Annotated in this window: 1 protein-coding gene; it reads right to left on the reverse strand. The window is 41.2% G+C overall.

What is annotated here, in order from left to right:
* Positions 1-304: 304 nt before the first annotated feature.
* Positions 305-7069, reverse strand: coding sequence for an aminotransferase class I/II-fold pyridoxal phosphate-dependent enzyme (locus OQ5_RS0116815; protein ID WP_016778603.1), 6765 nt, complete (start codon positions 7067-7069; stop codon positions 305-307).
* Positions 7070-7464: the final 395 nt, after the last annotated feature.

Consider the following 7464-nt stretch of genomic DNA (forward strand, 5'->3'; position numbering starts at 1 on the left):
GAAACAACACAGAGCTTGGCAACAAAGATGCTTTTTATATCGGGCTCAAGAATAATTCAGTCAAAATAAAAAAACGGTCGTACTTTTTCATTAAGAGAAGAACGACCGTTTTTTATATTTCACCTATAATCGATAGACCGTTAAATTTTTAGATATAAGATGATTCATATAATCTCGATAAACTGCCTTTTAACAAATACAACCTTAAATCACAAGCAATTGGTTTGCAATGCATTGTAAAAGCTTAACGGACTGTTGTATAATAATATCAGCTTCTAAGAGACCCATATCTTAAAGCGGTAAATTATTCTTCTTTATCGCTTTGTTTTCCAGATTGTCCTTTTCCTGAGGCATTTCCCTTTGAAGGAGTGTTTTGTTGCTTGCCTTTGCCCGCTGAAGACTGAGATTTGGACTGTACATTGCCGGAACCTTTTGGTTCACCGGCTTTTTTACGGCGTTCCAGTTCCTGCAAAACAGCATACTTTGCAGCAGCAATAGTCTCACGGTTAACCTTCTCAGTAATTCTGCCTTTTAAAAGGTCATCGAACTCGATGTAACCATCCATTAGCAACAACTGAGTGATCATATTATTGATGATGGTCTCATCGCTGTATCCCTTTGCCACATAAAGTTTTCCTGCATCCTCAAGAAATTCCTGTGCAAAATCTGGATAATTGGGAAGACTCATCAGTTCATTACATGTTTCACCAAAGCTGTTAAGTTCGATATTCAGATTTGGTGTCACCAATAACGGACTGAATTCTTCCTTTTTGTCTTTGGGGCAGAAAAGATTCACACCACTCAGATTTACCGGGACAGTTGGATCATCAATCCGGACAAATTCCGCCTTCATCATTTTGTCGAGCTGATACAGATAAAAGTTGTATCGCCAAATTTCATTGCTGGTTTGCCCGTTGGAGAAAATGTGAGCATATTTTTCCCTGACGATACGCCTGACATGGTTTTTCTTCTGATTAATTTCACCACTTCCGGCACGCAACTCCTTAATCAGATTGGTCAACGATTCAGCTGCTTTCTGTGGTCCGGCAATCTCTTTTCCTTTCTTGCCTATTTCTGTTGACAAAATGCCACATTCAACCTTTGCACCTTCTCCCTTACCATCGGCACCACCACTTAACACGTCGATCAGGTGGTAACGACCTTCAATCTGACCTTCCTGAGAGATAAAGGGCTGACCTGCCGGTGTACTGGCCAGAGAGTCGAAAATAGAGCTGAAGATATTCCTTGAAAGGACTACCTCATCAATCTGGTCGCCCAATTCGACATGCGCAATAAACCGGTTCTTTACAAGGTCGAAATGCACTCCAGAGACCTTCCATTTCTCGTTCTCATAAGGAATTTCCTTTCCCACAAAAATCTGGTTCACCACCTTCTCAATATCGATTTTATCCATCATTTTGTAGGATGAGGCCAGGTAATACTTACCATCACGCGGATCAAGCTCCCAATCTAAAACATCATCCAGGTAGTTGCCGTGCTGCGACAAAACTTCTACAATGTTCTTATCGCCAGTATATCTCGACAAGGTACGTTGAAAATGGGGTCCGTCCTGACTGGTAGCCTTTTCTTTTCGTTCTCCATGCGAATCGATGTAAAGAAGGAAGTTTTCAGGATTACTGACCCTGACAATACCTGCCTCTTCTTTCGAGTTGTTGTGTGCTGTCAGAATTATGTCAATCTTATAGGGCATTTGAATCTCACAAAGGCCGCTGATGGTACTTCTCGAATTCAAATCATCCACATTGCTGTCGGCACTGCTTTCGAAAAGGTATTTGTAATATTTGATGTATTCAGGATCGAAGTCGGTAACTCTGGAAAAGTCTCCTTCTTCAGTTCCGAATCCATACAAGTTACCCTCTTTGTCCCGGAAAACATGGAACATGTCGCCAGCAATATTTTTGATCGACCGAACACCCGGCAGGTTCTGACGTAACCACTTGAGCGTAAGACCGGCAAGCATCTCGGACTTACCGACGCCGCTGTCTCCGTCTACTTCAACGACAAAGATTGAACCATCTTCCAGCTCAATTGCAAAAAGAGAACCGTGCTTGGGAATACCTCCCATCTCTTTCACCTTCTCATTCATCATGGTGAGCCACGGCTTTTTGACATCACCAAAATAGTCAGCCTCTTTTCTCAGAGGTGTAACAAGAGTTTTGATATTACCATTCGGTCCTTTGATGTCAAAGTATCCGACTTGCGGGAAAGAAATCACCTTTTCCGGGGCACCAAGTAACAGCAACACATCAGGCACAAAGTTCTGAGCTTCCTGCAATGAAATGTCTTTGTATTGCGTCAATCGGAAAAAGTCGGTCAGATATTTGATATATCCTTTCTGGAAAATAATCAACTGTGTCACCACCCCGTTTTTCATGACTTTACAACGGTAGTCATCGGGGTCCATATTCGCGGTAAAGCGTGCCAGACGACGTTCGAAAAATTTTGAATCGGGTTTGGTCGAAAGTGCTTTAATGTAGTCGTTCTTCGATTTGCTCCGGTTCATGTCGAGCAAGTACATAGGCTCTTCATCGCCACGATCGACCTTATGGAAAGGATATTCACGCTTTTTCGCATCGGTGGATATCCGGGTATGCCGCTGAACGGACTGTTCTACCGAGATCACGCCGCACTTCGTCATCATATCATTGATCCAAAGCAAACGTCCATTATCAAAGTCTTTAAATGTCTTATCCTTAACATCAAAATTGCGGTAGAGGGTAATCCCGTGCTGGATCATCTCGTTCACATCACTGTTCTGGCGCCTGAAATATGTATCAAGCACTTTAATCAGTGTATGTGTGTATTTGTGATAATAATCGGTTCCTTTCGACAGGTTTTGCAAAAGCACCAGGAATCCTACCACTTTCTGCGTCACCTCTCCAAGGCGGGTTTCATCGACTTTGATATCCTTCTTACGGATGATATAATTCATTATATCGTCAACCTCCTGCGGCAGTATATCCGTCAGGATGTTTTCGGTAAAAATCTTCAGATCGGCATCATCGGTTTTATCAATGCGTTCCTGAAGATATCGTAGTTTCGACGTAACCTGATTAAAGAAACTGTTGTCATTTTTGAGAAGATACAGATAAAGTACCTGATCACTCACAGATAGTCCGTTTCCGAACACACGCCGCTTCACTACATCTGCAATAAATCCAAGACTTCGATCGGATATACCGATTGAAGAAAATGCTTCATCCTGACGAAGGGTTTCGATGAAATGACTGACATACCGCTCAAGATCAATATCTTTTACTTTCAAACCGGTCACTTCCTCGAATAACTCGCAGGCCGTACTGATAATTTCACGCCTGCTTGGCTCAATGGTAGGCTGCTCAAACGGCAGGTTAAAATGCAGCAATATCTCCTGAATGTGCTTTTTCAATACCATATTCACCCCTTCAAGTCTGGCAACATCCATGTAATAGTCGCCGCTGGCCTGAAGAGTCAGTATCTTCATCTTCGTATCGGAAAACAGCAGACGTTCCATCTCGATAAGAATTTCGCGCATTATGTTTTTTTCCTCCGGATCATCCAGCACATAATGATTGGGATGAAATGTCTTTTTATTGTTGATATACTTTAATATGGTGGCCTTACTATATCTGGAAGCCACAATATTGAAGTTGAGATTGCGCAATTGCGGGATATTCTTGTATATCTGTGGCAGCAGGTTTTCATAAATTTTGGTGAAAGCCCTACTTCTTATAAACTCTTCCACATCGCGACAATCTCCAACGTCGCCCTGAAACTCAATAACCGAATTGCGGGAATCACCAATAGTGGTAATGGATACGCCACTCACCTGGGGAGAAGCATGGTAAAGCGATCTGTTTTCGTTGATGCGGAGCGACTGGTTGACTTTTTTCTTCAAGTCACGAACCATCCTGTAATCCTCAAATACCGCATCGAGAAAGCCGCCATTCTCCCCCTCATTCAGTATCTTATCCATTAGATCATTAACGTCTGCTTGAGGCGCCTCTTTCCTGGCCAATCGGAGTTTTTTCCAATAGGAAAGAAACATGGTAAAAGCAGTACGCAATTCCATTTGGAATATTTCGTAACTTTTGGGTGTCCCTTCGATATAACCTCCCAGAGAAAACCTAACGACACCTGTCTTATATGGCAGGACGGATATTCCCCTTTCCCCTGCTACCTTTTTAGTAAAGTCCTCAAGGTCATTAAAACTTCCAAAGTTTCGAAACAGTAAATTGAAAAGATAAGAACCATCAGACCTGATAACTGAAACATCTTCTACATCAAGTTCGCTGATGACTTCTTCGGCAATTCTTGTTGCAGTTTTAAGACGCAGATTCGATTCCGTACGGAAATTTTTGTTAATCCGGAATCTGTTCAATCCCTTAACAAGTTCTCCCCGGTAATAAATGTAAAACGGAACATCTTTATATTTAAAATCGTCGGGGAGATCAAGAATATCAAGTTTAGCCAAAGCAACCAGTTCGTCGAGCAGGAAGAGATGCATAGGACTGCCTTCAAACCCTGATAAAACAGGATCACCTGTGGCTGTTTTGGTTTTTCCATCTTGCGAAACCAGATCAGTAATAAAATTTTCAATATGCTTAACAATCCGGCTTCGGGATGCATCTTTCGGCAATTTAGATTCCAGCTTATCTTTCAGGGCTTTGGACCTTAAACCGGTTTCCAATACGGCATTCAGAAAATACAACGAGCAGCTGTTCCCGCGAACGGCCTGGTTGCGTTTCCGTGCAAACTCAATGACCTCCTTCATTGCAGGAGTAGCCACCAATGCACCCAGACGTTCACCCGAACCAGCCAGATTTTTCGTAGTGGACAATGAGGAGACGGCTCTTATTTTCGAATATGCATTTTCATTATTGAAAATATAGCGTGAAATGGAACGCCACTTGGGCATCATCTCATCGGTTACCTTTACACTGTCGGTGTAAGCTTCGTCAAGGAGCAGGGTAATCTTACTGTTGTTTATAAACTTTAGAAACTCAATCAGATTTTCCCTGTTAAAGTCGCTATAACCTGTAGGATTAGAGGGATCGTTAATAATAATGGTTACGTTTTCACAAAAACGGTCCCACAAACTGCCGCTGGCATCAAAAAGCTGAAGGGTATTTTTAATTCGTGACAATTTGGTCAGAATTCGCTCATAATCAATCCTTTGGTCGTCCAGGTTTTCAATCTCAATGTCAAAAGGATTGATGTAAAACTTATCATCAGCAAAAAGATCGGTATATTCCCATGCCAGCACTTTATTATAGATGATATAAGGCTTGGGTGTTCTGTCTTTATAGAATAACAAATCGCGAATGATCATCTGAACATCATCAGCAATAGACGTTTTGTCCAGATTACTCAAATCGCTGATAAAGTCCTTAATAATTTGTTGTTCCTTTTCTCCGAGTTTCTCAAAGTCCTTGTAAACACCCAGGTCGATCAGCACATTTCTGAACCGGCCTTTATTATCAGACTCGTTGTCAACCTTGGCTATGTATTTCTGATACTTTTCAAGGAAAAGATTGACGCCGAAATTTTTGTGAAAATGATTATGTAAAGTTCTCTTGTAATTATCAGGAATAAAATTAATAATGGTTTTGCAACGATTAAGTATCTCGTTATCCAATGACTTGATCTTACGTTGCAAAAGATACTCACCATACGTGCGTATCTGGTTTCTACCCCCACCTTCGAGAATTGTAGCAATCTGAACGGCAGGTGTGTCGGAATAAAAATATCTTCGTATCCTGTCTTCAAAAGTATTAATCAGCTCTTCGTTTTGCTTCTGCCGTTTTTCAGGGGATGCTGTATTTTGAATAAACTGAATAAAGTCACGCAATCTTGCCAGAGAGTAGCGGTCTTTCAGAATTTGACGTGAGAAAGCGTCGAACTTAAAAAGATTAATATTTTTCAAAAGATCGTTGGTTTGCCCCAACTGTTCTTTTTTAATTTCTTCAAGTTCCTGGTTATAATCGGCAATTTTCTGGTCAAGCAGTTCCTTAAATTCCTGTAAATTTTTGCTATTAACATTTTCCAGGATAAGCCGGAGGTTGAGCTGGGTATTTGCAGGAGCTCCAAGCTTCTTGGTGTGTACTTTATTGAGAGTATTGATAATCCCGTTATGGAAACTGAAAACCAGAGATGTATTGGAAGCATGCGATTCGGGAGAATCGTCCACCACCACAATTCTTGATATAAGGGGGAACCACTTATGACCGGCAAACATGTTTTTGCGCATGTGCTTCACCTTCACAACAAAAACGCTGGAAGTATCTTCCTGCATCAATTCATAAAGTTCTTCGCCTTTGATATCTTCAACCACCCGAACACAATCGGTTCCGAAAACTTCCCCCTTCAGTAATTCAACGGCGGTATCACTGTCGCCGGAAACAACCGTGCGGATCAGGCCGTTAAGACCTTTAAAGTTAACCGCCCACTCTGTTCGGTGAAGAAAATTATTTTTTTCGGCCTTTGTAGTATAATGGGTACTCTGATTGATCATCTGTTCAAGGGTATCCATTAAATAGTTCCAGTGCGCCTCATCAATATCACCGATAACCCCTATAACATCACGAAATCTTCGCAGGTCTACAAGTGAATCACCGATTACGATCTTTGCAAGAAAATCAATAGTCTGCTCTGTTACCGGTGGTGTTCCAACAGAAAAGTCATGAACATTTCGGATGTTCTCAATCCACTCTTTTTGTTGGTTATTAACAATATCATTATCGGCAAAATAACCTAAACGCCGGTTGAATTCCTGTTTAAGAGAGTTGTAAATGAAGGCTTTGGAATCCTGATGGGGATACAGCATCAGGGAAATATCCGCATAACCGGGAATCTCTTCCCGGAATTTAAGCAGGAATTTTTGTATTTCGGCCTGCTGCCGCGACGGATCATTGGGTTCCTCGTAACAAAGGCGTACGAAAGCCTTTAAGTTATCGAAGACAAAATTGGGCAGGAAAACTTCCGCCCTTTCTCCCAACGAAGCATACAGGTCGATGTAATCACGCGCTTCTTGTCTCAAAAACGCTTTGGGGACTCCTTCGATTTGCATAGTCTGTCTCAGTTAAAAAATCCAATTTATAATTATCCAGTTCTTTTTCGTTACTCCCAATTTCAGGAAAATGGTCTACAGAAAAAAATCCATTAACCCGTATCTGCTGAAAAATAAAATTCGCACCCCGGTCACTTAAAATTTCAACAATATTTGGTACATTTTATTTCAAAATGTTACAAAGATAGTCAAATAACAGATGAAATCAAAACCGGATTCATCTGTTTTTAAACTAAAACATTCTTATTAACGAGGGTTAACAAAATGAGACCTGTTACCCTTTAATTCGTGTTCTGTCTATAACATATAGTCCGTTAAAAAAAGCCTAAACGCAGAGACGCTATGACGCAAAGTTTTTAACCTGCTTTATTCATAAGTTTTCGCCATGAGATGTT

This window comes from Anaerophaga thermohalophila str. Valhall (assembly GCF_000250735.1).
In the GTDB taxonomy this organism is placed as follows: domain Bacteria; phylum Bacteroidota; class Bacteroidia; order Bacteroidales; family Marinilabiliaceae; genus Anaerophaga; species Anaerophaga thermohalophila_A.